Below are 25,902 nucleotides of genomic sequence, written 5' to 3'. Positions count from 1 at the left end.
AGACTATGACAAAAGTACGCGTAATGGATCATCCATTAATTCAGCATAAACTCGGATATATCCGAGACAAACACACGTCGACAAAAGAGTTTAGAGAACTCGTCGACGAAGTCGGAATGCTTATGGCATATGAGGTAACGAGAGAATTATCTCTAGAAGACGTTACTGTTGAAACGCCAATCGGTCCGACTACAGCAAAACGTTTAAGCGGGAAAAAGATTTGTCTCGTACCAATTTTACGTGCTGGTTTAGGAATGACTGAAGGAATCCATAAGCTTATTCCATCTGCGCGCGTTGGCCATATCGGTTTATACCGTGACCCAGAAACGCTTGAAGCGGTGGAATACTATGCAAAGTTTCCAAGTGATATTGAGGAAAGAGATATTTTAGTCATTGACCCGATGCTCGCTACAGGTGCAAGTGCTGTTGAAGCAATTACTGCGATTAAAAAACGTGGTGCAACTAAACTGACATTCATCTGTTTAATTGCGGCACCTGAAGGTGTAAAAGCTTTAGAAGAAGCACATCCAGATGTGGATATTTACATCGGTGCATTAGATGACTCACTCGATGAAAATAGTTATATCGTTCCAGGACTTGGAGACGCAGGAGACCGTCTATTCGGAACGAAATAATAAGGGGTAATCGTATGAAAAAGCGAATTATGGTCGTTTTTGGTACTCGACCAGAAGCGATTAAAATGGCTCCACTTGTGAATGCATTAAAAGAGTCAAAGCATCTAGAACCGGTTGTTGTCGTAACCGCACAACACCGCGAAATGTTAGATCAAGTACTCAATGCATTTAACATTACTCCAGACTATGACTTAAATGTGATGAGAGCAGAACAGACGCTCTCTCACATTACAAGTCAAGTATTAAAAGAGATGGAGTCGATTATACAAAAAGAAACTCCTAATATGGTTCTCGTCCACGGTGATACGACGACGACGTTTTCTGCTGCACTGGCAGCTTTTTATCAGAAAGTAAGTATCGGTCATGTCGAAGCAGGTTTACGTACGTATAATAAATTTGCGCCGTACCCTGAAGAGTTAAATCGACAATTGACGACGCGTTTGGCGGATTTGCATTTTGCACCGACTTTACGTGCAAAAGATAATTTACTTAAAGAACAAGTCGATGAAAGTACAATTTTTGTGACGGGTAATACAGTGATAGATGCTTTAAATACAACGGTAGATCCAAATTATAACAGTAAATTATTATCTCAATATAAAGATAAGAGAGTAATTCTACTTACAGCACATCGTAGAGAAAACTTAGGCGAGCCGATGATTCAAATATTTAAAGCGATGAAACATATTGCTGATACACACCGCGACGTTGTGATTGTATACCCTGTTCATAAAAATCCGAAAATACGCGAACTTGCACAACGATATTTAACACACGACCGTATCGAGTTAATTGAACCGTTAGATGTAATGGATTTTCATAACTTTGCTGCGGCAAGTGAAATTATTCTCACAGATTCTGGCGGCATACAAGAAGAAGCACCATCGCTAAATAAACCTGTACTCGTTTTAAGAGATGTCACAGAACGCCCAGAGGGTGTAGAGAGTGGTGTGCTTAAAATTGTTGGGACAGATTTTGAGAAAATCGTCACTGAAACAAATAGATTACTAAATAACCGAGAAATTTATGATGAAATGACTCAGTTAAAAAATCCATATGGTGATGGACAAGCGAGTCATCGAATCGTCGATATTATTTCACATTATTATGGTTTTATATTAGAAAAACCATCAGATTTTATGAACTCATAATATGTTATTAAAATAACAATAAATGCGTTGACACTTAGGCATGTAATAGGTACACTTTATAAGTGTGCAAACAATACATATATGCCTAAATCACACTTGAGGAAAATGTAAAATGACACTTTTTAAAGGATTTATGAACTTTTTTGCGAAGGCTTTTATTATCATCTTTGTTATAGAGTTCTTGTCATTATTCTTTTTTGATCGAATAATTGTCCAAAGTTTAGTCGTTGGAACAATTATCTCTGTATTTATGGCATTAAGTTGGTATTCCAACTACTATAAAGCATTGCACAGTCAGCAACGAATGACTACAACAGGAACTGTTACGCGTGTAATACTCGTGTTATTAGCGTGCATTATCTGGTATAAATTTCAGGCTGAATTAAATATTATTGCGATTACTGTCGGTTTAATGTCGACTTACGTAATTATATTTGTGAATGCAGTAAGACATTTTAGAAAATGAAAGAGGTGAAGAAATGGATCACGGAACTCCGACTTATGAAGTGAACATCGGTGGCATTCCAATCGTTTTTGATTTAGCAACATGCTTTATGATTGTTGTCACGTGTTTAGTCGTGTTTTTCTTAATGTTTTTCCTTACAAGAAACTTAGCGATTAAGCCAACAGGTAAACCTCAACTCTTTGTTGAATGGCTAATGAACTTTGTTAAGGGCATTATTTCAAGTAACATTGCTTGGCGTGAAGGTGCACGCTTTCACTTCTTTGCGCTTACATTAATTTCATTTATTTTCATGGCAAACTTTATCGGTATACCATTTACCTTTGTTTCGCCGGAGAATAACCTTTGGTGGAAATCACCAACAGCAGATCCAACTGTTACGTTAACACTTGCAGGTCTTATGATTGTCTTAACGCACTACTATGGTGTGAAGATGAAAGGTATCAAAGAATATGCTAAAGACTACGCACGTCCAGTTTGGTTCTTAGTACCAATTAAAATTCTTGAGGAATTTACGTATAACTTAACACTTGGTTTACGTTTATACGGGAACATTTACGCCGGAGAAATCCTATTAACATTACTACTTGGTCTCGTAACGACTGGTGGAGTTTTAGGATTCGTTGGTGGTATCGTACCGATGATGGTATGGCAAGGATTTAAAACATTTATAGGTGCTTTACAAGCATTTATTTTCATCATGTTATCAATGGTATATCTCGCACATAAAATGCAAGATGACCATTAATATAAAAAATAAAAAAATAAACAAACATAATTTAGGAGGAAGTTTTTTATGGCTTTATTAGCAGCAGGTATCGCAGCTGGTCTTGCAGGACTTGGCGGTGCGTTAGGAATTGGTTTAGTTGTTTCAAAAACAGTTGAAGGTGTTGCGCGTCAACCAGAATCTCGTAGTTCATTAATGACAATCATGTTCATCGGTGTTGGGGTAGTTGAGGCGACTCCAATTATCGCGATTGTAATTGCATTCTTATTAATGTTCGCACTATAGATAATTAGAGGCGAAGTCTGTCTAGATTTCGCCGTTTCTTTTGTAACCTTAAGTATTGTGAACTTTCTTGAAAGGAGTGTACATAGTGGAACTATTAATATTAGGCGCTGCACCGTCGTCAATCCCAACGGCTTTTGGTACAGGTCTCGTTTTACTCGGGAGCTTCTTAGTACTACTTTTTGCTCTTTCATATTTCGTATGGGAACCAGTTAAAAAAGTAATGGACGACCGTGAAAAGTTAATTCACGACGACATCGAGAGCGCTGAAATTGCAAAACGAGAAGCAGAAGCGCTTCGTAAAAAGAACGAGGAAATTTTATCTCAAACTCAAGCTGAAGTTAGTGAAATGTTTGAAAAATCTCGTGAAGAAGCGAAAGTACAACAGCAGTCAATTATTGACGAAGCAACAATAAATGCGAAAAGACTTATGTCTGATGCACAAAAAGATATTGAGCAAGAAAAAGAAAAAGCAGTACGTGAAATCAACGACCAAGTCGCTGAATTATCTGTTTTAATTGCTCAAAAAGTGATTGAAAAAGAATTGTCTCCACAAGATCAAAAAGATCTCATTGACAAGTACCTACAGGAAGCAGGGGATAGATAATGAGTTTAGCTAAACAGTATGCAAATGCCCTGTTTGACGTAGTAATTAAACATGACCAACTTGAAGAAGCACGCTTAGATTTAAACGAAGTATCTAAAGTGGTTTCAACAGTTGATGATATTAACGAGTTTTTAATCAACCCGAAAATATCTAAAGAAACAAAATTAACGACGATTCGTGACAGCTTCAAAGGAACGAATGAGTATGTATTTAATATGTTACTCGTACTCACTGAGAAGAAACAATTTTCAATTGTGTCACGTATTCACGAAGAATTTACACATCTGTACAATGAACATTACAATCAGGCGAAAGTTATCGTGGAATCTGTTTACGAATTAGAAGATGAACAAGTAGCTAAAATTGAAGAAATCTTCAAAGCGAAAACAGGTTATGACAAATTGCTGATTGAAAACAAAATAAACGAATCTTTAATCGGTGGATTTAGAGTACTCATTGGTTCTAAAGTTTATGATGAATCAGTTGTACTTCAATTAAGAAAAATTAAAGACCGTTTTAAAACAACGAAAAATATTTAAGGAGTGAAATTTCTATGGCAATCAAGGCTGAAGAAATTAGTGCTCTTCTCAGAAGTCAAATAGAAAACTATGAAGCTGACATGGAAGTCTCAGATGTCGGTACAGTTACTGAAGTCGGTGACGGTATCGCAGTTGCTCATGGTTTAAACGATGCGATGGCAGGAGAGTTACTTGAGTTCTCTAACGGTGTGTTAGGATTAGCTCAAAACCTTGAAGAAGACGAAGTTGGTATCGTTATTCTTGGACCATATTATGATATTAAAGAAGGCGACGAAGTTAAACGTACTGGGAAAATCATGGAAGTACCAGTAGGTGAAGAACTTATCGGTCGTGTTGTAAACCCACTTGGACAACCAATCGACGGTAAAGGTCCAATTAGTACAACAAAAACTCGTCCTGTAGAAAGTCCAGCTACAGGAGTTATGGATCGTAAATCAGTATTCGAACCATTACAAACAGGAATTAAAGCGATTGACGCTTTAGTACCAATCGGACGTGGTCAACGTGAGTTAATTATCGGTGACCGTCAAACTGGTAAAACGACACTTGCAATCGACACGATTTTAAACCAAAAAAACGAAGATATGATTTGTATCTACGTAGCAATCGGTCAAAAAGAATCTACAGTACGTTCTACTGTTGAAACATTCCGTAAGCACGGTGCATTAGACTACACAATCGTAGTAAGTGCAGGTGCATCTGACCCAGCTCCATTATTATACATCGCGCCATACGCGGGTGTATCTATGGGTGAGGAGTTCATGTTCAACGGAAAACACGTATTAATCGTATACGATGACTTAACAAAACAAGCACAGGCTTATCGTGAAATGTCATTACTATTACGTCGTCCACCAGGCCGTGAAGCCTTCCCAGGGGACGTATTCTACCTACACAGTCGTTTACTTGAGCGTGCAGCGAAATTAAATGACGATTTAGGTGGCGGTTCGATCACTGCGTTACCATTCGTTGAAACGCAAGCAGGAGACATCTCTGCATTCGTACCGACAAACGTAATCTCGATTACAGACGGTCAGATTTTCTTACAGTCTGACTTATTCTTCTCTGGTGTGCGTCCAGCGATCAACGCGGGGCTTTCAGTATCTCGTGTAGGTGGTTCAGCACAAATTAAAGCGATGAAGAAAGTTGCGGGTACACTTCGTTTAGACTTAGCTGCTTACCGTGAGTTAGAAGCATTCGCTCAGTTCGGTTCTGATTTAGATAAAGCAACAGCTGCTAAATTAGAGCGTGGTAAACGTACAGTTGAAGTACTTAAGCAAGGTGAAAACCAACCACTACCTGTCGAAGAGCAAGTAGTAATTCTCTACGCATTAGTAAACGGTTATTTAGATGATGTTGCAGTACAAGATATTACAAGATTCGAAAGTGAATTCTTAGAGTGGCTAAGTGCAAACAACAAAGAATTATTAAACGGTATCCGTGAAACATCAGAGCTTCCAGATCACGAAGCATTCGATGCAGCAATTAACGGATTCAAAAAGTTATTTAACAGCAGTAAATAATAAATAACACTATTTATATAAAGGATGGTGAAATCATGGCTTCATTAAGGGAGATAAAAGGTCGTATTAACTCAACTGAAAAGATGAGTCAGTTAACGAGTGCGATGAACATGGTCGCGAACTCAAAACTCGGTCGTTCAGAACAAAACACTAAAAACTTCCGTCCGTATATGGACCGAATGGAAGAAACAATCCAAGCAATTGGAGCAGGTGGAAACAACGTTCACCCGATGCTAACTGCACGTCCTGTTAAGCGTGTTGGCTATATCGTAATCTCAAGTGATACAGGTAAAGCAGGTCCATACAACGCAAACGTTATTAAAGCAATAACAACTGAAATCAATGAACGCCATAACGGTAACCAAGACGAAATTTCACTTATGGTTCTCGGTAAAATGGGATACGACGTACTTAGATTACGTGGCTATAAGATAGATGACTACCGTCTAGGGTTACCAGATCAGCCATCATTTTCGGATGTGAAAAAAATAGCGGCGGCAGCAATTCGTCAATATGAAGATGAAGAAATCGATGAGCTTCATATTATCTATAACGAATTCATCTCTATCCTCGAGCAAAAAGTAACTGTAAGACAGTTACTTCCAATGTCAGAAGATGATATAGAAACGAAAAATGAGTACACTCATCTCGCTTCTTATGAATTCGAACCAGATAAAGAAACGATTTTAAAAGAATTATTACCACAATACGCTGAAGCTATTATTTACGGTGCTTTACTTGAAGCAAAAACAAGTGAGCATGCTGCTCGTATGACAGCGATGAAAGCTGCTACGGACAACGCAAACGAATTGATTGGTGAGTTAACATTGTCTTACAACAGACTAAGACAAGCAGCGATTACACAAGAAATCACAGAAATTGTAAGTGGTGCACAAGCACAAGAATAATAATTTATAGGAGGAACTCAAATGGCTTTAGGACACGTGGTCCAAGTTATGGGACCTGTTGTAGATGTGCGTTTTGAAGAAGGTCAATTACCTGAGTTAATGAACGCACTTACAATAGATCATAAAGGTGAAACTGAAGAAGATTCAATTGCACTTACTTTAGAAGTTGCGCTTCACCGTGGAGACAACACAGTAAGAACAATTGCGATGAGTTCTACAGATGGTATTCAGCGTGGTATGGAAGTAGTAAACACTGGTCAACCTATTTCAGTACCTGTAGGTAATGCCACTTTAGGACGTGTATTCAACGTTTTAGGTGAAACGATTGACCTAAAAGGTCAGATTCCTGAATCTGAACTCAGAAACCCAATTCACCGAGACGCTCCAGAATTTGAGGATCTGTCAGTAGCGACAGAGATTTTAGAAACTGGTATTAAAGTAGTAGACTTATTAGCACCTTACACGAAAGGTGGTAAAATCGGGTTATTCGGTGGTGCCGGAGTAGGTAAAACTGTATTAATCCAAGAATTAATTCATAACATCGCTCAAGAGCACGGTGGTATTTCGGTATTCGCTGGTGTTGGTGAGCGTACGCGTGAAGGAAACGACTTATACTTTGAAATGTCTGACTCAGGCGTAATCGATAAAACAGCGATGGTATTCGGACAAATGAACGAGCCACCTGGTGCACGTATGCGTGTTGCATTAACAGGATTAACGATGGCTGAATACTTCCGTGATGTGGAAGGTCAAGACGTATTACTATTCATCGACAACATCTTCCGTTTCACACAAGCAGGTTCAGAGGTATCAGCACTTCTTGGACGTATTCCATCTGCCGTTGGTTACCAACCGACACTTTCAACTGAGATGGGTCAGCTTCAAGAACGTATTACATCAACGAACAAAGGATCAGTAACGTCAATTCAAGCGGTATTCGTACCGGCCGATGACTACACTGACCCAGCGCCAGCTCAAACGTTCGCACACTTAGACGCGACGACAAACTTAGAGCGTAAAATTTCAGAGATGGGTATTTACCCAGCGGTAGACCCACTTGCATCAACGTCACGTGCGTTATCTCCAGCAGTTGTTGGTGAAGAGCACTACAACGTTGCACGTGAAGTTCAAGCAACTTTACAAAAATATAGTGAATTACAAGACATCATTGCAATCTTAGGTATGGATGAGTTATCAGAAGAAGATAAGGAAGTCGTAGCACGTGCACGTCGTATCCAGTTCTTCTTAAGTCAAAACTTCCACGTTGCAGAACAATTCACAGGTCAAAAAGGTTCGTACGTACCAGTTGAACAAACTGTTGAAGACTTCAAAGCAATCTTAGCAGGTAAATACGACCACGTACCAGAAGACGCGTTCAGACTTGTTGGTGATATGACACAAGTTCTTGAAAAAGCGCGTGAGATGGGTGCAGAAGTTTAATAACAGGAGGTTAGTTATATGAGTACAATTGCATTAGATGTAGTTACTCCTAACGGTTCTGTTTTTACTGATGATAACTGCGAAATTGTCATCTTGGAATCAACGCAAGGTGAACTTGGGGTCATGGCAGGTCACGTCCCAACAGTGACACCTTTAAAGATTGGTAGTGTAAAAGCTAAAATCGATGGTCAATTCGAATATTTAGCAATTACTGATGGATTTGCAGAAATCCGTGGCGACAAAGTTACAGTATTAACTCAAGCTGCAGAATTCGCGGATGATATCGATACTGATCGTGCACTAGCTGCACGTAAGAGAGCAGAAGAGCTTCTAAAACGTGCGCATGAAGAAGAAATCGATGAAGTGCGTGCAGAACTTGCATTCCAAAGAGCAATTAACCGTTTGAATATTGCACAATTTAAATAAACAAAAAGTCTAAGGGAAACCTTAGACTTTTTTTAAGGGGTTTTTAAATGTTTTTATCTCAAATCGCATTGATGAAAATTATATTACATATCGCATGTTCTATTTTTGCATTTTATATTTTAGACTGTTTAAAAGTAGATATGATCTTTAAAAAAGGTCATACTGCTAAAATAAGAATGTTTTACATATTGCTCGCGATTCTTCTAGGGACGAGTATGTCGAATTTTATCATTGATATTTTTGTAGAAACACAAAACCTACAACTACTATTTAGCTAAATACTTTACACTATAAATAGAAGTCTATAGAATTAAATTAATGAGAAATATGTGGAGTGAGAATATGGATAGAATTATTGTTAAGGGTGGACGAAAGCTCGCTGGAAGTGTAAAAATAGAAGGCGCTAAAAACGCAGTTCTGCCTATTTTAGCTGCGTCTCTCTTAGCATCAGAAGGAGAATCGGTAATTACTAATGTTCCAAAATTATCAGATTGTAAAACATTAGTTGAACTACTTCGTATTTTAAATGCAGATGTTAAAATCGAAAGAGATAAAGTATACGTAGACGCAAGTTCAGATTTATCGGTATCAGCACCTTATGAATTAGTGAGCAAAATGAGAGCTTCTATGCTCGTTATGGGACCACTACTTGGTCGTTACGGTAAATGTGAAGTTGCGATGCCCGGCGGCTGTGCAATTGGTAGTAGACCAATTGAACAACATTTAAAAGGTTTTGAAAAAATGGGTGCCACGTTTACAACGTTAGATGGTTTCATTGAAGGTAGAGTAGATGGACGTCTTAAAGGTGCTAAAATACATCTAGATTTTCCAAGTGTCGGTGCCACACAAAACTTAATGATGGGTGCAGCACTTGCCGATGGTGTCACTCATATTGAAAATGCTGCAATGGAACCAGAGATTGTCGATTTACAAAACTATATTAACCGTATGGGTGGTAAAGTAACTGGAGCAGGAACTGGACATATTAAAATTACAGGTGTCGATCAGTTATACGGCACAAAGCATCAAGTCATTCCTGACCGTATTGAAGCAGGCACATTTATGATTGCTGCAGCGATAACGAGAAGTGATATTTTAATTCAAAATATCGTCATTGAGCACTTAAGCGCAGTCGTATCTAAATTAGAAGAAATTGGTGTTCAAATTATTGAAGATGGGGATAATGTCCGTGTAAATGCATCGGAACCGTTAAAGCCAACAGACATTAAAACATTACCACATCCCGGATTCCCGACAGATATGCAAAGTCAGATGATGGCATTACTATTAACGATTGACGGTACGAGTATCGTTACTGAAACTATTTTTGAAAATCGCTTCATGCACGTCAGAGAATTTAATACGATGAATGCAGATATTTCACTGCAAGATAATCATGCTGTAATCCACGGTGGTAAAGAACTTCATGGTGCTCGTGTAAAAGCGACAGATCTACGTGCAGCAGCTGCTCTTATATTAGCAGGACTTGTTGCTGAAGGAGAAACGACGGTTACAGAGCTTCGTCATTTAGACAGAGGATATGTAGATTTTCATAAAAAATTAAAAGCTCTCGGGGCAGATATCGAGCGCGTTACAGAAGCTGAACTCGAACACGTTTAATTTAGAGGTGAGTTATGAAAGAGACATCTAAAATTGTACATCGAAAAATTCCGATGATTGTACGTATACTACTCTATTTATACATCGCAATTTTACTCGTCGTCATCGGTCTAATGATTGGATATGGCATATTAGGGAACCCGTTTGAAGTGTTTAGAATTGAAACGTGGCAGCATATAAAAGATCTAATGAGAGGATAAAGATATGTTAACTTATGACCAAATTAAAGCGATTATTCCGCATCGCCCACCATTTTTATTAATCGATCGTATCGTTGAAATTACCCCAGGTGAAAAATGTGTCGGTATTAAACAAGTGTCTGGAAACGAACCATTCTTCCAAGGACACTTCCCTGAATACGCAGTGATGCCTGGAGTGTTAATCGTAGAAGCACTCGCACAAACTGGTGCAGTTGCTTTATTACAAGAAGAACAATTTAAAGGGAAACTTGCATTTTTTGCAGGTATCGATAAGTGTCGCTTTAAACACCAAGTGACACCTGGAGATACTTTAGAATTAACAGTAGAAATTACACGTGTTAAAGGGCCGATTGGTAAAGGTAAAGCTGTTGCCAAAGTCGGAGACAAAGTAGCATGTCAATGTGAAATTACATTTGCAATCGGAGATCCAGCTGAGTAAAGCTGGATCTTTTTTATACTAACTTTGATGAAAAAACGACGTATTTTAAAAAACTGTACGAAATTAAGACTTAAAATTTAAAAATTACAGAGGATCACTCTATAAATTTAAAAAATTGAGATTTGTTGAAAATAATATTTGGTTGTATATTGTGTTTAAGAAAGGAGACACATACATTTCTAGTTCAAATATGAATGGACTAATTCTCTCAAACTTGTCTGATAAAGCTGTAAACTAAATTTTTTAAGATTCTTTTCATACTCACACACACTCACTCGCCTTAAGATTTCTACGCTGCGTAAGAGAAATCTTAAGGCGTTTTTTATGTTATCTGACAACGTTAATGATAGACATCTGATTGTAATGTTTTTGTAAAAATAAAGTAAAAGCTTTATATAGCTGTAACCTATGAAATGCTTTAATTTGTTAGTATTGTATCTAGTTGAAAAAAGAGACAATATTTTGGGGGCATATATATAATGAAACGTACAATTTTTGCATTAGGATCAGTTGCGATATTAGCGAGTGGTATGGGACTTTCAACGCATGCTAAGGCAGATGAACCAACTGCAAAATCAAACGAAATAATTGCTGAAATCGCACAAGAATATAAATCATCAGTTCAATCATTTACAGCTGAGAAAAAAGTAGAAAAAGAAATTGCACTTAAAGAAGAACTAAAAGCAAGCGAATTAAAAGCTGAGAAAAAAGCTAAGAAGAAAGCTAAAGACAAAGCAAAAGAAGAAAAAAGCGTTGAAGTAGCATATGAAGATACTAAAACGAATGAAACAAACTATAACAACGAACAAGAAGAGACATATGAAGAAACATATGATGATACATATGACAATTCTAACGCGCATGCATCAGCACCAGTTCAACAAGCGTCTAACGATGGTTTAAACTGGGCAGGACTTGCAGCGTGTGAATCTGGTGGAAATCCAAACATTGTAGATGCATCAGGAACATATCACGGCCTATATCAATTTGACGCTGGTACATGGCAAGCAATGGGTGGAACAGGTGTTGCATCACAAGCTTCTGCTGAAGAACAAACGATGCGTGCACAAATGTTATACGCTCAACGTGGTGCACAACCTTGGCCAACATGTGGTGCTTACTTATAATTACTTGACCGATTAAGATTATTCTTAATCGGTTTTTTATTTTAAATAAAAACGCTATCAAAAGACGTCAAAAAGTTGTAGTCTTATATATAGAACAAAGTAATGGAGGAATTTAACGATGAACGGTTTATGGCAAACAGAAGAGAGCCGTGTAGAGTTATTAAAAACACTCGTTAAACATGATTCAATCACACATTCAACAGGAGAGAAAAGTTTTCCAGACTTAGTAAAGAGTGAATTACTCAAACTCGATTATTTTAATACACATAGTGATCACATATATTTTGCGCATACTGAAGATGACCGACGTGCTGTCCTTGCACATTACGCTGGTAATGAAAATAATGATACAGTCGTTTTAATTAGTCACTTCGACACAGTCGGTATCGATGACTTTGGAGAGTATAAACAACATGCATTTAGTATGGATAAAATAACAGATATTTTTAAATCTGATCATACGTACTTAAATGATGATGCCGTATCTGATATTAAAACAGGACACTATTATTTTGGTCGTGGTAGTATGGATATGAAACCAGGTCTTATGCTCCATATGTCTTTAATCGAAAAAGCAGCGCTTGAAAACTGGGACGTAAACTTATTACTCGTTACAGTGCCTGATGAAGAAGTAGGATCTAAAGGAATGTTAGCAGCAGTTAAAAAAATCAATGAAATACGAAAAGAAAAAGATTTAAATATCGTACTTCACTTAAATAGTGAACCGACATTCCAACAAGCACCTGGTAACAATACGCACTACGTATATACTGGAACGATTGGAAAGTTAATGCCTGCAGTGTACGTTTACGGTAAAGAAACGCACGTCGGTAACGCGATGAACGGTTTAAGCTCGAATTACATAATGAGCTTCATCAATAAAAATATGGAATACAACAAATCGTTTATAGAGCGCTATGAGGGTGAAGAAACACCGTTACCTGTTTCGTTGATGATGCGTGATTTAAAGGCGCACTACGACGTTCAAACGCCGTTTAGAACGGTCAGTTTATATAATTTATTTATATTTAAACAAAATGCGAGTGAGATATTTAATACGTTCAACACGATTGTCAAAGAGTCGGTGGATGAGGTAAATGAAGTTATTCAAACGTTTGACGATGGTATTTATAAAGAAGAAAAAGTAAATGTAAACGTCTGTACGTATGAAGAGTTACTTCAACAAGCAATCGATAAATTTGGGGAAGATAAAGTCAGTGAACTACTAGAAAATATTTCAAACAATCAAGACGATCATTTACAATGTATCGAAGCAATCGACAAAATTATGATGTTACTGCGTCATTTAGGACCAACAGTCGTCACGTTTTTCACTCCGCCTTATTATCCAGCAACTAACAGTTCAGAAGATACACTCGTTCAAAATATCGTCGAAACGATAAAAGAAACGAGTAACACATTGAATCGTAACGTTGAACAAGTACATTTCTTTAACGGTATTTGTGACTTAAGTTATGTGAAATACGCGACGAGCTATGAAAGTGATAGAGTATTTAGCTTAAACACTCCGACGTTTAATAAGACGTATATGATACCTTTTGAAGATATTAAAGAAATATCAGCACCGGTATTAAACTGCGGTCCAATCGGTAAAGATGCGCATAAAGTTACAGAGAGATTATTAAAGCCGAGTGCGTTTAAAGAGTTACCTGTCGTATTAGAGACAGTGATTAAACAATATTTTGTAAAGTAAAGGAGGAGCTACAATGACATTACCAATTGTGCTCACTGTGTCGAGCTATGATCCAACAGGAGGGTCTGGCGTGAATGCAGATTTAAAGGCGTTTCAAAATTTAGGTGTATACGGAATGTCTGCAATTACAAGTTTAACGGCACAAAACTCGAGTGGTATTAAAGATGTATTAGAAATACCAGATGATTTTTTAGAAGAGCAGCTTAAAAGTATATTTGATGACACAATTCCATTTGCAATGAAATCCGGAATGATCACGAGCATACCGATGATTGAAATGCTCACGAAATACGTCAAACAGTATCATATACCATTCGTCGTCGATCCGTACATTTTTACACGCGACGGACAGCGTATTATTTCAGAAGAGACGACGAGTGTGTTAAAACAACAATTACTTCATCATGCTGCAGTCGTGACACCGAACATCAACGAAGCAAAATCGTTAACAGGTATTGATATTGAGACTGAAAAAGATATCGAAACAGCAGCGAAAATCTTTTTAAGAGAAATCGGTGTAAAAGCAGTAATTATTAACGATAGTAATATGACTGGTGAAGCGTGTGATTATTTATATACGAAGACGACGTCGTTAAAACTCACTGAAGCAATCGTTCAGACAAAAAATAAGCGTGGAAGTGGCAGTACGTTTTCTGCAGTTATCACGGCAGAGATTGCAAAAGGAAATAGTTTAGAAGACGCGTTTAGAAAAGCGAAGCGATACGTCACTGCTGGTTTAAAAAACAGTCTAGATATCGGTAAAAAGAATGGTCCACTGAATCATTTTATCGACATTACATCATTCGTTTAAGCAAAAAGACGTTAACAATTATAAAACAAAATATTACATTTTCATTAGGGATTAAACTAATTGCATTACTACTCGTGATTCCAGGATGGTTAACTTTATGGATTGCGATATTCTCTGATATCGGAGCGACTTTAATCGTTACTCTGAATAGTATGCGATTAATGAAAAAAGAAGATTAAATATTTCTGAGTAGATTCAAATATATCGCCTATTTTCCTCATGTTTTATCTGTAAATGTGGTTGTAAGTATGGTACAATCACTCTTGTATATAAAATTAGAGGTGAAATTATGGCTAAAAAATGGCTGTTACCGTTAACGATGGGCCTCGTCTTGTTTTTAGCAGGGTGTGACTACTCGAAGCCTGAAAACAGAGATGGTTTTTTCTTTAATACATTTGTTCAACCAATGGACAACTTACTTCATTGGCTTGGAGATCACTTAAACCATAACTATGGTCTTGCGATTATCGTATTAACGTTAATCGTGCGCTTAATCATCTTCCCATTCATGATGAAAACATATAAAAATCAAATGTTGATGCGTGAGAAGATGAAGATTGTTAAACCAGAAATGGAAGACATTCAGCGCCGTATGAAAGTTGCGACGACGCAAGAAGAAAAAATGGCTGTTCAACAAGAGATGATGGCGTTATATAAGAAACACGATATTAACCCATTAAATGTTGGATGTCTACCAATCTTAATTCAAATGCCAATCGTTATGGCGTTATTCTTCGCTTTAAAATATCCATCAGAAGGTGGTATTACTAAATATCCAGAATTCTTATGGATGGACTTAACAGAGCGCAGTTTCATTATGATTGCGATCGCGGTACTCGTATACGCGGTTCAAGCATACGTATCTATGATGTTCTTACCAGAAGAACAACAAAAGCAAATGCGATTATTTATGTTTATTTCGCCACTGATGATTCTGTGGATTTCGGTGATTTCACCATCTGCCTTACCATTATACTGGGCAGTCGGTGGTGCGTTCTTAATCCTTCAAACGATTATCGGTAACTTATATTACCGTAAAAAGGTCGATGAAGAAATGGCGCCGATTTTAGCAGCACACGAAAAAGAACTTGCAGAAAAAGAAAGAAAATCACAAGGTGCAAAAGTATTACCGAATAAAAACAAAAAGAAGAAATAACAAAACTCCGTTTAGCTATAGCTAAACGGAGCTTTTTTTATAGTATCGGTGCAATTAAATTTGCGATTGCTTCTTTAAATTTAATCCACTTACTTCTAGATTGATAGACTTCCGGTGAAAGTATGCGTGAATGTAGCGCATCTTTTTCAAATTGAAGTCTATTTTTTATCGCTTCTTTTTCATCGAATATAAACGCGTTGACTTCGAAGTTTAGTGCGTAACTTCTGTTATCCATATTACATGATCCAATCGATACGACTTCGTCATCGATTATCATTACTTTTTGATGTAGGAAACCACGCTCATAAATGTAGACGCTTGCTCCTATCATCGCAAGCTCTCCAACGTTATGATACGTCCCCCAGTATACGAATGGATGGTCAGGAAATGGTGGGATCATAATGTTAACTTCGACGCCTGACAGGAGTGCGATTTTAATCGCTTCTCTCATCGATTGGTCAGGTATAAAGTACGGTGACTGAATGTATATAGACTTTTTAGCTGAGTAGATCATTTTTAAGTAACCGTATTTAATTTGCTCCCATTCTTCATCTGGACCACTTGCTGCGATTTGCATCGTCGTATCACCAACGACTGGAATTTCTGGGAAGTAACGTGGATGGTGTTTTAAATTGTCACGCGTTGCGTGAGAGTTCCAGTCAAGCATAAAACGTAGTTGTAGAGATTTTACAGCGTTTCCTTGAACTCGAATATGCGTGTCTCTCCAGTAGCCAAATTTTTTACTCAAACCGATATATTCTTCTCCGACATTTGTACCTCCCGTATATGCAATTTTACCGTCTATAACAATGTTTTTACGGTGATTACGGTTATTCATACGAGGGTTTATAAGAGAGAGACGACTTGGGAAGAATGCTTCAACTTTTCCGCCGTAATCACGTAACTCTTTAAAGTTTCTAAGTTTTAAAGTACGTGAGCCCATGTCGTCATATAAAATTTTAACGTCAACCCCTTCTTTTTGCTTTTTAAGTAGGGCGTCGTAAATTCTTTGGCCAAGTGAATCTAATCTAAAAATATAAAATTGAAAGTGAATATGGTCTTTTGCATTTTCTATATCATGTATCATCTGATCAAAAAACTCTGTCGTTTCATAAAATGTCTCTACTTTGTTATTAGACGTTATGAATGACTGATTATTGTTTAATAACATATGGATCAGTTTACGATGTTTTTTAGCTTCTTCTGACGGAAGTGTTAGCTTGTCCATCTTAATATCTTCGAGTTGCTCTGTAACGAGTGATTCAAGACCAATTTTATCTTCTTCGGATATTTTAAAAATTTCTTTATTGTATATCGTACGACCGAATAAGACATATAAAATAAATCCGATAATTGGTATGAAGAAGAGGACAAATAGCCATGCCCAAACACTTTGAGCACTTTTACGCTCCCAAAAGATCATACCAATTGCGAGTACGAAGTTAATGAGTAAGATGATAAATGTAAAAATCGTTGCATACGAAAGTGATGAGAAAAAATCAGCAACGGATTGAGATATATTCATTAATGTACTGAAATAATACAATTTTAAAAATCCTCTCATAATTTTTTAATGTATTCGTGACAAATATGTAAAAAGTTTTTTGAATAACTATAGTAATATTACCACAGTGTCTGTATAATTATAATTAACTCGATAGGAAGGGAGATCATTATGAAACAAAATGACACATCCAAACTAAAAGATGCGGTTCGAGTATTGAAAGAACTTGGCATCAAAGTATCTGTTGCCCCTTCAAGACTAGAAATTATGAATCGTATTTCGAAAGTAGAACAGTTAAGATTAAACGAGAATAATATTTAAAAACGCAAACAGCTCACTGAGCTGCTTGCGTTTTTATTTGTTAAATCGAGCTTCTTTTTTACCAGATAATTCATAAAAATAAATACTAAGTACAATACCAATTCCGACCATGTTTGCCCATAAACCACTACCACCGTAACTTAAAAATGGTAACGGTAATCCAGTGATCGGTACGAGTTGAATCGTCATTCCGATATTTTGGAATATATGGAAAAACAGTAACGATAAAAATCCGATTATAAAGTATCCACCGAAACTGTCGTGTGTTAACAGTGAAATTCTAAACAGTCGTAGTAATAATGAGAGTAATACGATGACTACAAAAGTCGTTCCAATAAAACCGAACTCTTCACCGACGATTGTAAATATAAAGTCCGTGTGGTTTTCAGGAATATAAATTATACCGTCCTTATAGCCACGACCTGTAATTCCACCTGATCCGATTGAAATGAGTGAGTTCATCAGTTGGAAACCACTGTCAGAAATGTATTTTTCTGGTTGTAGCCAAGAGTAAATTCTATCGAATTGATACGCGTGTACTCCGAGTTTATCGATTAAATCTGGTCGATATAAAATACCGAGTATCAGTGACACACCGACTGTCGTAACGACAAATACGACGGGTAAAATAAGCCACCAACTAATCCCAGATATGAGGACCATTCCAAAGAATATCGCAACCATGACGAGTGTCGTTCCTAAGTCGTTTTGTAATAGTACTAACAACATTGGTAATGCGGAAACAACTGCCATTTTACCGAGTAATTTAACGTCTAATGATAAGTCGTCTTCAATCTTATATTTGTTATGTTGGCTGATGACGTATGCAAGTGCCATAATATATATGATTTTCATAAATTCAGAAGGCTGAACACTAAAAAAACCGAACTGATACCAACTTTTTGCACCGTTAATAATTGGAGTAATACTTTCAAATGGAGAAAAGTGTAGAAACACTAAACTCAAAATACCAAAAGCATATATACCCCATATATAATCTTTATAAAAATGGAACGGAATGAGCATTAAAATAAATGCAATTAAAAATCCAAATAAGTAAAATAATAGTTGTCGTTGAGCGAAATTTGTTGAATACTGTTCGCTCGTCATCGCACTGCTAATAATGAGTATGCTGATCGCTGCGAGCATAATAAGTATAAAAATAAGTGTCCAATCAATACGAGCTAATATATTTAAATTTTGACGGGAATACTTTTTTTGATTCAATAGCTTCACCTAAATCTGTGGTAATCTAATATGTAGGACTTATGTCCATCTAATAATTATAACAGTATTTTATTAAAATTATAGGAATGAATATCATGATATCATTAACAATTAAAAAAATCTCCGAACTATGCGGAGGCAAGCTAAACAATCAAGCAAAAGAAATTGAAAATACAAAGATTCACGGAGTTTCAATCGATACGAGAACGATTGATACAAATAATTTGTTTGCACCGTTTGTCGGTGAAAATGTCGATGGACATGATTTTATATTGAATGCGATTGAATCAGGGGCATGTGTTTCTTTATCAGAAAAAGAAGATGTTGATGCACCGCTAATTATAGTAAAGGATGTTCAAAAAGCACTTGGTGACATCGCAAGAGGATATTTAAATACGTTAAATACAAAAGTCATTGCGATTACTGGGTCTAACGGTAAGACGACGACAAAAGATATGGTCGAATGTGTATTAGCACCTCATTTTAACGTTCAAAAAACAATCGGAAACTACAACAATGAAATTGGAATGCCACTGACGATTTTTAATACGAAAGACGATACGGATATTTTGATATTAGAAATGGGAATGGATAATCTTGGTGACATCCATTATCTATCATCTATTGCTCGTCCTGACATTGCGATTTTAACGAACGTTGGAGAATCTCACATTGAAAAGTTAGGGTCTAAAGAAAACATCGCAAAAGGGAAGTATGAAATTGTCGATGATTTAAAAGAGGACGGGTTATTTATCTATTCCAATGACTATGTCGAACTCGAAAATCTTGTTAAAAAAGATACACCTTATGAACAGGTTACAGTCGGTTTAACTGATAAAAATGACCTCGTTGTGACAAACGTTAAAGAAGATAAAAACGGTGTAAGTTTTACACTAAATGGATTTGACTATTCAATTCCGTCACTTGGTAAGCATAACGCCGTTAACGCGAGCTTTGCGATCGCTCTTAGCAAGCATTTTAATATTAGTGAATCGGATGTAAAGAAAAGTTTAGAACAGTTAACGATCACAAATATGCGTATGGAGCAACATATCGATGAGACTGGCGCTTTAATTATTAATGATGCGTATAACGCAAGCCCTTCATCGATGAAAAGTGCAATTGATACAGTACGTCATTTAGATTATAAAAACAAAGTGCTCGTTTTAGGAGATATATTAGAGCTCGGTAGATACAGCGCTCAACTTCATGAATCGGTTGGAGCATATATAAATGAGGATAACAACTTTACACATATCTTCACTTATGGTGAACATGCGAAAACGATTCATGATACGATTCAAAAAGAAAATACACAACATTTCGAGTCGATAGAACAGTTAAAGAATAGTTTAAATTCGTTAAAAGATGAAAATACGGTCATACTATTAAAAGCATCTCGTGGTATGAAACTCGAAAGACTGATCAGTGAATAGTTGTTGTACAATGATCGTGAAAATGATAGCATTAAGTAGTTATGCATTATGAGATAATAGTTAAGAGTCAAAGGAGACTATACATTTGAAATTTTTTGAAGCACTAGGTGTAAGTGATGAAACAATACTTGCACTTGAAGAAATGGGGTTTGAAACTCCAACTCCGATTCAAGAGGAGAGTATTCCTTTCGCATTAGAAGGAAGAGACATATTAGGACAAGCACAAACAGGTACAGGAAAAACAGGAGCGTTTGGTATTCCACTCGTTGAAACAATCCAGCGTGGACAAGGAACGCAAGCGTTAATTTTAGCGCCGACAAGAGAACTTGCGATGCAAGTGAGCGAGCAACTTAAACATTTTTCTAAATATAAAAAGTTAAAAGTATCTGTTATTTTCGGAGGCGTATCAATCGAACGCCAAATTTCAGAGGTAAAAAGACACCCTGAAATTATCGTCGGGACTCCAGGACGAGTCATCGACCATATTAAACGTCGTACGTTAAAACTAAAACACATCACTAAATTCGTATTAGACGAAGCGGATGAAATGATGAACATGGGCTTTATCGACGATGTTAAGTTTATAATGGACCGTCTGCCTGAGGGGAATCGTCAAACGTTACTATTCAGTGCAACGATGCCAAAAGCAATTCAAGAACTCGTCACACGTTTCATGGATGAACCGAAAATCGTAAAAACGATGAACCAAAATCAATCAGATCCACAAATTGAAGAGTATTATACGATTGTGAAAGAGTTAGAAAAACTAGACGTATTCGTCGATTTTTTAGACGTTCATCGCCCGAAACTTGCGATCGTATTCGGTCGTACGAAACGTCGTGTAGACGAACTGACGAGTGCATTAATTGCTAAAGGATATTTAGCAGAAGGCCTTCACGGAGATATTACTCAGTCAAAACGACTCGAAGTATTAAAGAAGTTTAAAAATGACGCACTACAAATTTTAGTTGCAACAGACGTTGCTGCACGTGGGCTCGACATTACAGGTGTTACACACGTGTATAACTTTGATATTCCTCAAGACGCTGAAAGTTACACGCACCGTATCGGCCGTACAGGACGTGCTGGTGAAAGTGGTGTCGCGTTAACATTTGTTAACCCAATCGAAATGGGTTACTTACGTCTAATTGAGGAGACGAAAGGTAAACCGATTCGTCCGCTACGTCCACCATTTAAAGAAGAAGTAAAAGCGGCGCAAGCAGAAGTCATGATCGATAAAGTAAGAAAATACGAAGGAAAAGAAATCGACGAAGAAGTATACGAATTATCGAGAAAATTAGTCGAAACGTTCGATCCTTTAGATATTATTACTGCTTTTGTGAGCGAATATGTCAACGAAAAAGAAGACGATGCGATTCAATTATCATTTGAAAAGCCTCTACCAAGACGTGCAACAGCAAAACAGTCTGGTGGAAAACGTCGAGACTATAATCGCGGTAAAAAAGGTGATAGAAACAACCGTCGTAAACCTCAAAAACGCGACAACCGTGACAGATCGAATCATAAGAAGACATTTAAACAATTTATGAAGTAGTTTAGAGCGCCGTCTGGCGCTTTTTTTAATTTATATTAAAAAATAACTCATGTATAATAGATTAAAAAAGGAGTGTGCGCATGGAATCTGTCGATAAAAATCTACGTCCGTATATGCAACTTAGAGCAGTGCTCGATGGATTAGTTATCTTTTTACTTCCGACGATATATATCTTCGTGTCTTATATATTAGATTTTTATTTTAAATTATCAGTGATTATCTATGCCGTATTAATTGTACTCTATATCGTATTTCGTGTTTTATTACGTCCGATTTTATATACGAGAATTACAAAAATCGGTGTATATGACGATTATTTAATCGTTAAAAAAGGCTTTTTCTTTATAGAAACGGTATTGTATCCGATTGAACGTGTACAAATCGTTAAATTAGAAAAAGGATTTATTGCAAGACGATTTAATCTCGCAAAAATAGAATTAACAAATGCTGCATATACCGTTCGTTTACCAGAAATTGAAACGGTTCGGGCCGAGAAACTAAAAGATACGATTATCACGCGTTTAAAAGAGGTGGATAGTGATGTCTAACGTTCATAAATTACATCCTGTATCTTATGTTTTAACTATAATCGATGTATTTAAAAGATATTGGTACGTATTCATATTGACTATTTACAACCTCGTGACGAGTAAATTACAAGAAGGTGTACTAACAGATAACGCTTTTGGAATCATCTTAATGATCATCAGTATCTTTTTAATTATTACCGGTATCATTGAAAAGTGGACAGTGCGTTATTGGTTTGAAGCAGACAAGGTCATTTATAAATCTGGGCTGTTCGTTAAGAATGAACGTGAGTTAAGTATCGATCGTATTCAAAGTATCGATATTACTCAACCAATACTCGCCCGACTATTTAACGTTGCAGTTGTAAACATTAAAAGTCCAGCTGAAAGTATTTCCCTACCTGGTGTGAAATACGATATGGCAGAGTCGATTCGAACGTATGTGTATCAGCAAAAAGAAGATAAAGACTCTACTCAAGTACATGAGGAAATCGACAATGAATCATATGAAACTAACAAGAGTACAGATTTTAAATTAAATGAAGCAGAAGTCGTCTACGAAATTTCGCCAAAAGAAATGCTATTGCTTATCGCAACGAGTGGAGGACTAGGAATGTTTTTAGCAGCTGTCGCTGGGGGACTCGGGTACTTCGGGTTTGATACGATTATTGTAAATGCGATTGAATCACTCCAAGGACACGCAGGTACGTTATTTGTTCCGATTCTGGTTGCGATAGGAATTGTCATTTTATTTATTGGAATAATTATCGGTGGCATCATCATATTTGTCAGATACTACGGTTACCAAATTAAAAAGCATAAAGATGACTTTATTATTCAGTACGGTTTACTCGAGAGAAAAACAATTACGATTAATAAGAAACGCATTCAAAATATTTCTGTAAGAGAAGACGGATTATTTGAGCGTCTGTTTAAAATTCATGCGTTATATGTCGGAATTACGAGCAACGACTTTTCTGATGAAGACGTTGGAGACGTTGTGCTGACACCTGTTATTAGACAAAGAGAGAGTTATAATTTTTTAAATGAACATTTTAGTGAGTATAATATCAAACGACCTGAACCGAGTGTTCCAATTAGGGCATATAGGAGATATTTCCAAGTGTCGCTCTTGGTCCCGCTTATGATCATTTCAATCACGAGTGGTATTCTTTATTACTATGATCAAATGATTGCATTATATATCGCACTTCTAGTCGGTGTATTTATAATGATTTTAACTATTATTAGTGGCATATATTCTGCTAAAAATAGCGGTGTTCGTATTGAAAATGGAGATTTAAATATGTTAACGACATCTTCATTTAAACGCAGTCATTATATTTTTAAACGCAGTAAAATTATCGACTGCGCGATTCGCCAAACGATATTTACAGAGCATGCAAACCTCGGAACTATTGAAGTGAAAACAGCGTCTGGTCTTATACCTACAACGGTTGACGTAAAACATTTAGAGTATAAAGAAGCAAATGAAATATTCGACTATGTAAGAAAGGGAGTTCAGAATGGAGAAAGTATCTAGAAAAGCGATTAACTACTGGAGAATTCAAGCTGTATTCGGACTTCTAGTCGCACTCGTCGTTATTATAATTTGTGGTGTTCTAGCATATTTCTTTGACTTTCTACACATTCCAGCGATGATTGTCGGAGGAATTGCAGGACTTTTTCTTTTATATGAACTGATCTATAGAATGTGGGTTCACCCAAGTTTATTTTATAAGTATTTTGAATTTAAATTTACAGATGAAGTACTCATCGTTAACGATGGTATATTTAACCGTAAGCACACGGTAATTCCACTTTTTAGAATCCAAAATGTAGACGTGACAGAAGGTCCAATCATGAGTAAATTCGGCTTAAAAGGAATTAGTATATCGACAGCGGGTGGTGGCACGTATATCCCTGAATTAGAAAAGGATCGTGCCGATGAAATTCGTACGATGATTCGAAGTATCGTAAAAGATAACCGAAAAAGAGAAATAGCAATTCTTAAAGAGGATGAAGTACATGATTAATGGTCTCGGCACAGATATTATCGAAATTGAACGTATTCAATCAGTTAATAAAGACGACCGTTTGGCACGTCGTATTTTAAGTGATGAAGAACTCGCAAAGTATATGTCAATTAAAAATACCGAGAGAAAGCTTGAGTATTTAGCCGGGCGCTTTGCAGGGAAAGAAGCATACGCAAAGGCACTTGGAACAGGAATTGGCGCTTTAAACTTTAAACATATTGAGATTTTAAACGACGATGACGGAAAACCGTATATAGTAAATACAAATTCACTGATTTCAATATCCCACTCTAAACAATACGCGACAGCGACTGTCATTATAATGAGTGATAATTAAGGAGAGTATAATTATGGAAGATAGATTTTATCGAGATGCATACGTTGAAGTCGATTTAGACCGAATATACCGTAACTATTTAGAAGTTCAGCGACTACACGAAGATAAGACATTTATTGCTGTTGTGAAATCTAATGCATACGGACATGGCGCCGTAAGAGTAAGTCAATTTTTAGAAGAAAATGGGGTAGACTTTTTTGCGGTTGGAACACTCGATGAAGCGATTGAACTAAGAATGCACGGTATAAAATCTAAAATACTCATTCTTGGAATCATCAATCCAGAACATATAAATAAAGCAATCCAGCATCGCATCGCACTTACAGCTCCAAATTTAGAGTGGCTTGAAGCGGCATTAAAACATAATACCGGTGAATATGACAAAAACGTATGGATTCATATTAAAGTGAATAGCCATATGAATCGCTACGGTACAGATGATGTTGAAGAAATTAAAGAGATGATTGAAAAAATAGAAGCATCAGATCACTTCGTGTACGAAGGTATATTCTCTCATCTTGCACTTTCCGCATCGACGTCGTACGGTGCGCAAAAAGAAATTGACAAATTTAAAACAATTGTTGAATCAGTAAAACGCCCACAATTTGTGCACGTATTAAATTCAGCGGGCTCGTTACTGTTTGACGGTGAATTTACAAATGCAGTTCGAGTAGGGATTTCATTATATGGCTATTACCCAAGTTTAATGGTCAAAGAGAAATCGCAAATTCCACTTAATCCTGCGTTACGACTTATTACACAAGTTGTCGATACGCACGAATTAAAGAAAAACGATTTTGTCGGTTACGATGAGACGTTTATCGTCGATAGCGATACTAAAATCGCGACGATACCGATAGGTTACGGCGACGGCTTATTAAGAAAACATACAGGATATACTGTAAAAGTGAACGGCAACAATCATCCGTTTGTCGGACGTATTTGTATGGACGCTGCGATGATTGAAGTCGATGCTAAAGTTGGCGATGAAGTCATCGTTATTGATAACCATTACGATAGCCCACAATCACTTGAGCGCTTTAGTGAACATGTTGGTACAATACCATATGAATCGACAAATTTACTAACGAGACGACTACCACGCGTATACAAACAATCTGGTGAAATAGACGTATCCAATGAAATCTTAAAATAATTCAGAGAATGTTACTTATTATGTTAAAATATAAC

Annotated in this window: 29 protein-coding genes and 1 pseudogene; 28 read left to right on the top strand and 2 right to left on the bottom strand. The window is 36.8% G+C overall.

Going from position 1 to position 25,902, the window contains the following annotated elements; genetic code table 11:
- Positions 1–5: 5 nt before the first annotated feature.
- The 20 genes and pseudogenes from upp to yidC all read left to right on the top strand — a co-directional run bounded on the left by upp (position 6) and on the right by yidC (position 15,768).
- Positions 6–635 carry a uracil phosphoribosyltransferase gene (upp, locus tag CJ229_RS04695; RefSeq protein WP_068128559.1) on the top strand — a complete coding sequence of 210 codons (630 nt, stop codon included), beginning with the start codon at positions 6–8 and terminating at the stop codon, positions 633–635.
- Between the two features lie 14 nt (positions 636–649).
- Entirely contained in the window at positions 650–1,786 is a 1,137-nt protein-coding gene (gene wecB, locus CJ229_RS04690) for a non-hydrolyzing UDP-N-acetylglucosamine 2-epimerase (protein WP_070623366.1), read from the top strand.
- Between the two features lie 112 nt (positions 1,787–1,898).
- Positions 1,899–2,252, top strand: coding sequence for an ATP synthase subunit I (locus CJ229_RS04685; protein WP_070623369.1), 354 nt, complete (start codon positions 1,899–1,901; stop codon positions 2,250–2,252).
- 13 nt (positions 2,253–2,265) lie between these two features.
- Positions 2,266–2,997, top strand: a complete 732-nt coding sequence (gene atpB, locus CJ229_RS04680) for a F0F1 ATP synthase subunit A (RefSeq protein ID WP_040928300.1) — start codon at positions 2,266–2,268, stop codon at positions 2,995–2,997.
- A 48-nt stretch (positions 2,998–3,045) separates the two neighbouring features.
- Positions 3,046–3,261, top strand: coding sequence for a F0F1 ATP synthase subunit C (gene atpE / locus CJ229_RS04675; RefSeq protein ID WP_040928299.1), 216 nt, complete (start codon positions 3,046–3,048; stop codon positions 3,259–3,261).
- 85 nt (positions 3,262–3,346) lie between these two features.
- The gene (locus CJ229_RS04670) at positions 3,347–3,865 is read left to right on the top strand and encodes a F0F1 ATP synthase subunit B (protein ID WP_052327239.1); all 519 of its coding nucleotides are present in this window, start codon (positions 3,347–3,349) and stop codon (positions 3,863–3,865) included.
- Positions 3,865–4,404, top strand: a complete 540-nt coding sequence (gene atpH, locus CJ229_RS04665) for an ATP synthase F1 subunit delta (RefSeq protein ID WP_068128554.1) — start codon at positions 3,865–3,867, stop codon at positions 4,402–4,404. The genes CJ229_RS04670 and atpH overlap by 1 nt, the downstream gene beginning before the upstream one ends.
- A 14-nt stretch (positions 4,405–4,418) precedes the next feature.
- Positions 4,419–5,927: a F0F1 ATP synthase subunit alpha gene (atpA, locus tag CJ229_RS04660; protein ID WP_068128552.1), complete on the top strand. Its 1,509-nt coding sequence runs from the start codon at positions 4,419–4,421 to the stop codon at positions 5,925–5,927.
- 35 nt (positions 5,928–5,962) lie between these two features.
- Complete coding sequence (gene atpG / locus CJ229_RS04655) at positions 5,963–6,835, top strand: ATP synthase F1 subunit gamma (protein WP_070457035.1); 873 nt, start codon at positions 5,963–5,965, stop codon at positions 6,833–6,835.
- Between the two features lie 21 nt (positions 6,836–6,856).
- A complete protein-coding gene (atpD, locus tag CJ229_RS04650) occupies positions 6,857–8,275 on the top strand; it encodes a F0F1 ATP synthase subunit beta (RefSeq protein WP_068128550.1) in 1,419 nt (472 codons plus the stop codon).
- 18 nt (positions 8,276–8,293) lie between these two features.
- Positions 8,294–8,701 (top strand): F0F1 ATP synthase subunit epsilon, encoded by a 408-nt coding sequence (locus CJ229_RS04645; protein WP_068128549.1) that lies wholly within the window; start codon positions 8,294–8,296, stop codon positions 8,699–8,701.
- A 47-nt stretch (positions 8,702–8,748) separates the two neighbouring features.
- Positions 8,749–8,979: a DUF1146 domain-containing protein gene (locus CJ229_RS04640; RefSeq protein WP_068128547.1), complete on the top strand. Its 231-nt coding sequence runs from the start codon at positions 8,749–8,751 to the stop codon at positions 8,977–8,979.
- A gap of 64 nt (positions 8,980–9,043) precedes the next feature.
- The gene (murA, locus tag CJ229_RS04635; RefSeq protein WP_070623375.1) at positions 9,044–10,321 is read left to right on the top strand and encodes a UDP-N-acetylglucosamine 1-carboxyvinyltransferase; all 1,278 of its coding nucleotides are present in this window, start codon (positions 9,044–9,046) and stop codon (positions 10,319–10,321) included.
- 14 nt (positions 10,322–10,335) lie between these two features.
- Positions 10,336–10,521 (top strand): DNA-directed RNA polymerase subunit beta, encoded by a 186-nt coding sequence (locus tag CJ229_RS04630; RefSeq protein WP_040928291.1) that lies wholly within the window; start codon positions 10,336–10,338, stop codon positions 10,519–10,521.
- A gap of 4 nt (positions 10,522–10,525) precedes the next feature.
- Positions 10,526–10,960: a 3-hydroxyacyl-ACP dehydratase FabZ gene (gene fabZ / locus CJ229_RS04625; protein WP_040928290.1), complete on the top strand. Its 435-nt coding sequence runs from the start codon at positions 10,526–10,528 to the stop codon at positions 10,958–10,960.
- Positions 10,961–11,439: 479 nt separating this feature from the next.
- A complete protein-coding gene (locus CJ229_RS04620; RefSeq protein ID WP_068128543.1) occupies positions 11,440–12,087 on the top strand; it encodes a transglycosylase family protein in 648 nt (215 codons plus the stop codon).
- 118 nt (positions 12,088–12,205) lie between these two features.
- Positions 12,206–13,801 carry a M20/M25/M40 family metallo-hydrolase gene (locus CJ229_RS04615; protein WP_102167614.1) on the top strand — a complete coding sequence of 532 codons (1,596 nt, stop codon included), beginning with the start codon at positions 12,206–12,208 and terminating at the stop codon, positions 13,799–13,801.
- A 13-nt stretch (positions 13,802–13,814) separates the two neighbouring features.
- Positions 13,815–14,612, top strand: coding sequence for a bifunctional hydroxymethylpyrimidine kinase/phosphomethylpyrimidine kinase (thiD, locus tag CJ229_RS04610; RefSeq protein WP_070457025.1), 798 nt, complete (start codon positions 13,815–13,817; stop codon positions 14,610–14,612).
- Positions 14,609–14,791, top strand: a pseudogene (locus CJ229_RS04605) (hypothetical protein); the annotation flags it as partial. The gene thiD and the pseudogene CJ229_RS04605, both read left to right, overlap by 4 nt.
- A 110-nt stretch (positions 14,792–14,901) precedes the next feature.
- The gene (yidC, locus tag CJ229_RS04600; RefSeq protein WP_102167613.1) at positions 14,902–15,768 is read left to right on the top strand and encodes a membrane protein insertase YidC; all 867 of its coding nucleotides are present in this window, start codon (positions 14,902–14,904) and stop codon (positions 15,766–15,768) included.
- Positions 15,769–15,805: 37 nt separating this feature from the next.
- On the opposite strand, the gene cls is transcribed toward yidC, so the two are convergent.
- Positions 15,806–17,293, bottom strand: coding sequence for a cardiolipin synthase (gene cls, locus CJ229_RS04595; protein ID WP_257993698.1), 1,488 nt, complete (start codon positions 17,291–17,293; stop codon positions 15,806–15,808).
- Positions 17,294–17,443: 150 nt separating this feature from the next.
- Here cls and CJ229_RS04590 point away from each other — a divergent pair, with 150 nt between their 5' ends.
- Entirely contained in the window at positions 17,444–17,593 is a 150-nt protein-coding gene (locus CJ229_RS04590) for an Lmo0850 family protein (RefSeq protein ID WP_168161304.1), read from the top strand.
- A 33-nt stretch (positions 17,594–17,626) separates the two neighbouring features.
- Here CJ229_RS04590 and CJ229_RS04585 read toward each other — a convergent pair whose 3' ends face one another.
- A complete protein-coding gene (locus tag CJ229_RS04585; RefSeq protein ID WP_068128530.1) occupies positions 17,627–18,829 on the bottom strand; it encodes an FtsW/RodA/SpoVE family cell cycle protein in 1,203 nt (400 codons plus the stop codon).
- Positions 18,830–18,915: 86 nt separating this feature from the next.
- Between CJ229_RS04585 and CJ229_RS04580 the strand changes: the two genes are divergently transcribed.
- From CJ229_RS04580 to alr, 7 genes are all read left to right on the top strand, one after another.
- Complete coding sequence (locus tag CJ229_RS04580) at positions 18,916–20,256, top strand: UDP-N-acetylmuramoyl-tripeptide--D-alanyl-D-alanine ligase (protein WP_317846509.1); 1,341 nt, start codon at positions 18,916–18,918, stop codon at positions 20,254–20,256.
- An 85-nt stretch (positions 20,257–20,341) separates the two neighbouring features.
- On the top strand, positions 20,342–21,811 hold the full coding sequence (locus CJ229_RS04575; RefSeq protein ID WP_070457013.1) for a DEAD/DEAH box helicase: 1,470 nt from the start codon (positions 20,342–20,344) through the stop codon (positions 21,809–21,811).
- 80 nt (positions 21,812–21,891) lie between these two features.
- Complete coding sequence (locus CJ229_RS04570) at positions 21,892–22,359, top strand: PH domain-containing protein (protein WP_102167611.1); 468 nt, start codon at positions 21,892–21,894, stop codon at positions 22,357–22,359.
- The gene (locus CJ229_RS04565; RefSeq protein ID WP_102167610.1) at positions 22,352–23,881 is read left to right on the top strand and encodes a PH domain-containing protein; all 1,530 of its coding nucleotides are present in this window, start codon (positions 22,352–22,354) and stop codon (positions 23,879–23,881) included. The genes CJ229_RS04570 and CJ229_RS04565 overlap by 8 nt, the downstream gene beginning before the upstream one ends.
- On the top strand, positions 23,865–24,374 hold the full coding sequence (locus tag CJ229_RS04560; RefSeq protein ID WP_068128521.1) for a PH domain-containing protein: 510 nt from the start codon (positions 23,865–23,867) through the stop codon (positions 24,372–24,374). The genes CJ229_RS04565 and CJ229_RS04560 overlap by 17 nt, the downstream gene beginning before the upstream one ends.
- Positions 24,358–24,711 (top strand): holo-ACP synthase, encoded by a 354-nt coding sequence (acpS, locus tag CJ229_RS04555; RefSeq protein ID WP_306452471.1) that lies wholly within the window; start codon positions 24,358–24,360, stop codon positions 24,709–24,711. The genes CJ229_RS04560 and acpS overlap by 17 nt, the downstream gene beginning before the upstream one ends.
- Positions 24,712–24,724: 13 nt before the next feature.
- Positions 24,725–25,867: an alanine racemase gene (gene alr, locus CJ229_RS04550; RefSeq protein WP_102167609.1), complete on the top strand. Its 1,143-nt coding sequence runs from the start codon at positions 24,725–24,727 to the stop codon at positions 25,865–25,867.
- Positions 25,868–25,902: the final 35 nt, after the last annotated feature.

Origin of the sequence: Nosocomiicoccus massiliensis (assembly GCF_002871345.2) — a bacterium.
Taxonomy (GTDB): Bacteria; Bacillota; Bacilli; order Staphylococcales; family Salinicoccaceae; genus Nosocomiicoccus; species Nosocomiicoccus ampullae_A.
The sequence above is the reverse complement of the archived record's forward strand: the minus strand, read 5'-3'. Positions and strand labels throughout refer to the sequence as shown.

Excerpts from the sequence above, each read along its gene's own strand:
- upp (WP_068128559.1), top strand. The coding sequence starts at position 6 with ATGACAAAAGTACGCGTAATGGATCATCCATTAATTCAGCATAAACTC.
- wecB (WP_070623366.1), top strand. The coding sequence starts at position 650 with ATGAAAAAGCGAATTATGGTCGTTTTTGGTACTCGACCAGAAGCGATT.
- CJ229_RS04685 (WP_070623369.1), top strand. The coding sequence starts at position 1,899 with ATGACACTTTTTAAAGGATTTATGAACTTTTTTGCGAAGGCTTTTATT.
- atpB (WP_040928300.1), top strand. The coding sequence starts at position 2,266 with ATGGATCACGGAACTCCGACTTATGAAGTGAACATCGGTGGCATTCCA.
- atpE (WP_040928299.1), top strand. The coding sequence starts at position 3,046 with ATGGCTTTATTAGCAGCAGGTATCGCAGCTGGTCTTGCAGGACTTGGC.
- atpH (WP_068128554.1), top strand. The coding sequence starts at position 3,865 with ATGAGTTTAGCTAAACAGTATGCAAATGCCCTGTTTGACGTAGTAATT.
- atpA (WP_068128552.1), top strand. The coding sequence starts at position 4,419 with ATGGCAATCAAGGCTGAAGAAATTAGTGCTCTTCTCAGAAGTCAAATA.
- atpG (WP_070457035.1), top strand. The coding sequence starts at position 5,963 with ATGGCTTCATTAAGGGAGATAAAAGGTCGTATTAACTCAACTGAAAAG.
- atpD (WP_068128550.1), top strand. The coding sequence starts at position 6,857 with ATGGCTTTAGGACACGTGGTCCAAGTTATGGGACCTGTTGTAGATGTG.
- CJ229_RS04645 (WP_068128549.1), top strand. The coding sequence starts at position 8,294 with ATGAGTACAATTGCATTAGATGTAGTTACTCCTAACGGTTCTGTTTTT.
- CJ229_RS04640 (WP_068128547.1), top strand. The coding sequence starts at position 8,749 with ATGTTTTTATCTCAAATCGCATTGATGAAAATTATATTACATATCGCA.
- murA (WP_070623375.1), top strand. The coding sequence starts at position 9,044 with ATGGATAGAATTATTGTTAAGGGTGGACGAAAGCTCGCTGGAAGTGTA.
- CJ229_RS04630 (WP_040928291.1), top strand. The coding sequence starts at position 10,336 with ATGAAAGAGACATCTAAAATTGTACATCGAAAAATTCCGATGATTGTA.
- fabZ (WP_040928290.1), top strand. The coding sequence starts at position 10,526 with ATGTTAACTTATGACCAAATTAAAGCGATTATTCCGCATCGCCCACCA.
- CJ229_RS04620 (WP_068128543.1), top strand. The coding sequence starts at position 11,440 with ATGAAACGTACAATTTTTGCATTAGGATCAGTTGCGATATTAGCGAGT.
- CJ229_RS04615 (WP_102167614.1), top strand. The coding sequence starts at position 12,206 with ATGAACGGTTTATGGCAAACAGAAGAGAGCCGTGTAGAGTTATTAAAA.
- thiD (WP_070457025.1), top strand. The coding sequence starts at position 13,815 with ATGACATTACCAATTGTGCTCACTGTGTCGAGCTATGATCCAACAGGA.
- yidC (WP_102167613.1), top strand. The coding sequence starts at position 14,902 with ATGGCTAAAAAATGGCTGTTACCGTTAACGATGGGCCTCGTCTTGTTT.
- cls (WP_257993698.1), bottom strand. The coding sequence starts at position 17,293 with ATGAATATATCTCAATCCGTTGCTGATTTTTTCTCATCACTTTCGTAT.
- CJ229_RS04590 (WP_168161304.1), top strand. The coding sequence starts at position 17,444 with ATGAAACAAAATGACACATCCAAACTAAAAGATGCGGTTCGAGTATTG.
- CJ229_RS04580 (WP_317846509.1), top strand. The coding sequence starts at position 18,916 with ATGATATCATTAACAATTAAAAAAATCTCCGAACTATGCGGAGGCAAG.
- CJ229_RS04570 (WP_102167611.1), top strand. The coding sequence starts at position 21,892 with ATGGAATCTGTCGATAAAAATCTACGTCCGTATATGCAACTTAGAGCA.
- CJ229_RS04565 (WP_102167610.1), top strand. The coding sequence starts at position 22,352 with ATGTCTAACGTTCATAAATTACATCCTGTATCTTATGTTTTAACTATA.
- CJ229_RS04560 (WP_068128521.1), top strand. The coding sequence starts at position 23,865 with ATGGAGAAAGTATCTAGAAAAGCGATTAACTACTGGAGAATTCAAGCT.
- acpS (WP_306452471.1), top strand. The coding sequence starts at position 24,358 with ATGAAGTACATGATTAATGGTCTCGGCACAGATATTATCGAAATTGAA.
- alr (WP_102167609.1), top strand. The coding sequence starts at position 24,725 with ATGGAAGATAGATTTTATCGAGATGCATACGTTGAAGTCGATTTAGAC.